The organism is Murinocardiopsis flavida (genome assembly GCF_003014485.1).
GTDB lineage: Bacteria > Actinomycetota > Actinomycetes > Streptosporangiales > Streptosporangiaceae > Murinocardiopsis > Murinocardiopsis flavida.
In genome coordinates this window covers 1-3,590 of sequence record NZ_PYGA01000058.1, presented here as the reverse complement: position 1 = coordinate 3,590, position 3,590 = coordinate 1, and the positions used below count along the sequence as shown (strand labels likewise).

The window sequence follows — 3,590 nt, the reverse complement described above, 5'->3', positions numbered from 1 at the left end:
CCCGCACCATCGCCGTCGACTACGCCTCCCACTCCCCCCACGTCGAGCCGCTCGGCGCGGAGCTGCGCTCCGCCCTCGCCGGCATCGCCCCCCGCCCCGCCGACATCCCGTTCTACTCCACCGTGCACGGCCGCACCCTCGACGGCACCGCCCTCACACCCGAGTACTGGTACGCAAACCTGCGGCAGCCCGTCCTCTTCGCCGAGGCGACCCGCGCGCTCCACGCCGCCGGTCACGCCACCTACATCGAGGTCAGCCCGCATCCCACCCTGACCCACGCCATCGAGGAGACCCTCGAAGGCACCGACCCCGCCGTCCTCCACACCCTCCACCGCGACCACGCGGGGCCCGACCAGCTGACCGCGGCCCTCACCCGCGCCCATACCCGCGGCCTCCCCCTCGACTGGGCCGCGCTCTACCCCGAGGCCCATCCGACCGACCTTCCCACCTATCCCTTCCAGCACGCCCACTACTGGCTCACGGCCCCCGCGACCACCGGCCTCGCCCCGCACCACCCGCTCCTCACCTCGGCGACCCCGCTCGCAGAGCGCGACCAGTGGCTCTTCTCCGGCCGTGTCTCGCTGCGCAGCCATCCCTGGCTGGCCGACCATGCCATCACCGGCACTCCCCTGCTCCCCGGTACCGCGCTCCTCGAAATGGCCGCCGGTGCCGGTCGGCACATCGGCTGCCCCGATCTCGCCGAACTGGTCCTGCACGCCCCCCTGCCCGTGCCGAACGGCGGCGACGAAGCCGTCCTCCACCTTGAGGTGGCCGAACCCGACGACACGGGTCGGCGCGAGTTCAGCGTCCACGCCCGCGTCGAACCCGCCGGCAGCAGGAGCGACACCGCCGCCGAGTGGTCCCGCCTCGCGACCGGCGTGCTGACGATCCCCGTTGCAGAGGGGGACCGGGCCCGCAGGAGCGCCTGGCCGCCGGCCGGCGCGGCCGCCGCCGATCCCGCCGACGCGTACGCGCGCTTGGCGGAGCGCGGCTACGACTACGGGCCCGCGTTCCAAGGGCTGCGAGCGATGTGGACGCGGGGTCCCGAGGTGTTCGCCGAGGTGGACCTGCCCGAGTCGGGCGGGAGCGCCGCCGACTTCATCGTCCACCCCGCGGTGCTCGACGCCGCCCTTCATGCCGCGATCTCCACCGGGGCGGCAGGACCCGCCGACTCGCTCAGGCTGCCCTTCTCCTGGAGCGGCGTCCGGATGTACGGCGCCGGCACGTCGGCGGTACGCGTCGAGGCGGCCCCGGCGGGCAACGACGCGGTGCGCCTGCGCCTCACCGACCGCACCGGCGCCGAGGTCGCCACCGTCGACTCGCTGGTGCTCCGCGACCTCCGGCCCGAAGGTCTCGCCGGAAGCGCGGGCGGCCACCGCGACCTCTACACCATCGGCTGGTCCCCCGCACCGGACCGCGCGGGTCCCGCGCACGCCGCCGCGCGCTGGGCCGTGATCGGCGCCGAATCCCTGAAGCTGGAGGCCGTGCTCGCCGAGGCAGGGACCGCCGTCCAGGAGTACCCCGATCCCGGCGCACTCGTGTCGGCGCTCGGTTCCGGTGCGCCGGCCCCCGACGTCGTTGTGCTGCCGATGGCCTACGACTCCCCGGCTCCGGGGGCGAGCGTGCGGGCCGAGGACGCGCGCGCCGCGGCGCGCCGTGCGCTGGAGCTGCTGCACGACGTCTCCGCAGCCGGCCCCGCGACCATCCTGGTGCTGACGCGCGGCGCCGTCACCGCCCTCCCCGACGAAGCCGTCCGCGACCTCGCCGCCGCACCGGTGTGGGGGCTGGTGCGGTCGGCGCAGACGGAGCAGCCGGGCCGGTTCGTCCTGGTCGACGCCGACGACACCGCCGCGTCGCTGCGCGCCCTGCCCGACGCCCTGGCTACCGGGGAACCCCAGGTCGCCGTGCGCGAAGGGCGGATCCACCTCCCCCGGCTGTCCCGTGCGCCGAGGGGAGCCGCCGCTCCCGCCTCCTTCGATCCCGAGGGCACCGTCCTGATCACCGGTGCCACCGGCACCCTCGGCGCGCTGCTGGCGCGGCACCTGGTCGCCCGCCATGGGGTGCGCCGACTGCTGCTGGCCAGTCGGCGCGGGCCCGACGCACCCGGTGCCGACGCACTGCGCGCGGATCTCACCGCGCTGGGCGCCACCGTCACGCTCGCGGCCTGCGATGTCGCCGACCGCGACGCGGTGGCGGCGCTCATCGCATCGGTGCCCGGCGACCACCGGTTGACCGGCGTGATCCATGCCGCGGGGGTACTCGACGACGCGACCTTCGACGCGCTCGGCGCCGACCAGATCGACCGCGTCATGCGCCCGAAGGCCGACGCCGCCGCGCATCTCCACGACCTCACCCGCGACCTGGACCTTTCGGCGTTCGTGCTGTTCTCCTCGGTGGCCGGCGTCCTCGGGACCGGTGGGCAGGCCAACTACGCGGCGGCCAACGCCTACCTCGACGCCCTCGCCGAGCACCGCCGCGCCTCGGGGCTGGCCGCCACCTCCCTGGCGTGGGGCCTGTGGTCCGAGGCCAGCGAGATGACCGGGCACCTCGGCGCCGCCGAGACGGCCAGGATGGCCCGCAGCGGTGTACTGCCCATGTCCACCGATCACGGCCTCGCGCTGTTCGACGCGGCGCTGCACCGCGACGATCCCGTGCTGGTCGCCGCGCAGATCACCCGGTTCCACCGCGGCGGTGCCCGGCCTCCCTCGCCGCTGCTCCGCGGATCGGCCCGGCGCGGCGAGGCGAGGGCGGCCGCCGCCGGCGGGAGCGACGCCCGGGGGCTCGCCGACCTGCCCGACGCCGAGCGCAACCGCGCGTTGCTGCGCCTGGTGCACAAGCACACCGCCACCCTGCTGGGCCGGGACGCGTCCGAGGAGATCCAGCCCGACCAGCCGTTCAGTGACATGGGGGTCGATTCGCTCATCGCGCTCGAACTGCGGAACAGCCTGAAGGCCGAGACGGGGCTGGAGCTCTCTTCGGGGCTGCTCTTCGACCACCCCACGCCCAAGGCACTCGTGCAGTACCTCGACGGGAAGCTGCGGCCCGCCGCGGAGGACCCCGGACCGGAGATCACCGACGCCGAGATCCGCACGATGCTCAAGCGCATCCCGGTGGAGCGCATTCGGGACGAGGGGCTTCTCGACGTCCTGTTCGGCCTCGCCGACCCGGTCTCCCCCCGGCGCACCGAAGGACCGCCGGGCCCCGGCGCCGGCGAGGTCCCGCTCGACGACATGGGAGTGGACGACCTCGTGAACCTTGCGCTGGAGACCGACAATTCCCCCCGGATGAACGACAGCGGAGACTGAGATGACCGCGGACAACGACAGGCTTGTGACGGCGCTGCGCTCATCGCTCAAGGAGACGGAGCGGTTGCGCGAGGAGAACCGGCGGCTCTCCGAGGTGTCGGCCGAGCCGATCGCGATCGTGGGGATCGGCTGCCGCTACCCCGGCGGCGTCGCCTCCCCCGACGACCTCTGGACACTCCTCACCGCCGAAACCGACGCCATCGGCGAATTCCCCACCGACCGCGGCTGGGACCTCGACACCCTCTTCGACCCCGACCCCGAACACGCCCACACCACCTACACCCG

General features: G+C 74.5%; 2 protein-coding genes. Both read left to right on the top strand.

Annotated elements, in window-relative coordinates:
- Window positions 1-3,305 (top strand): type I polyketide synthase (locus CLV63_RS32970; RefSeq protein ID WP_146165738.1); only part of this gene is annotated, 3,305 nt, incomplete at its 5' end.
- 1 nt (window position 3,306) lies between these two features.
- Window positions 3,307-3,590 (top strand): beta-ketoacyl synthase N-terminal-like domain-containing protein (locus tag CLV63_RS32965; RefSeq protein ID WP_245929316.1); only part of this gene is annotated, 284 nt, incomplete at its 3' end.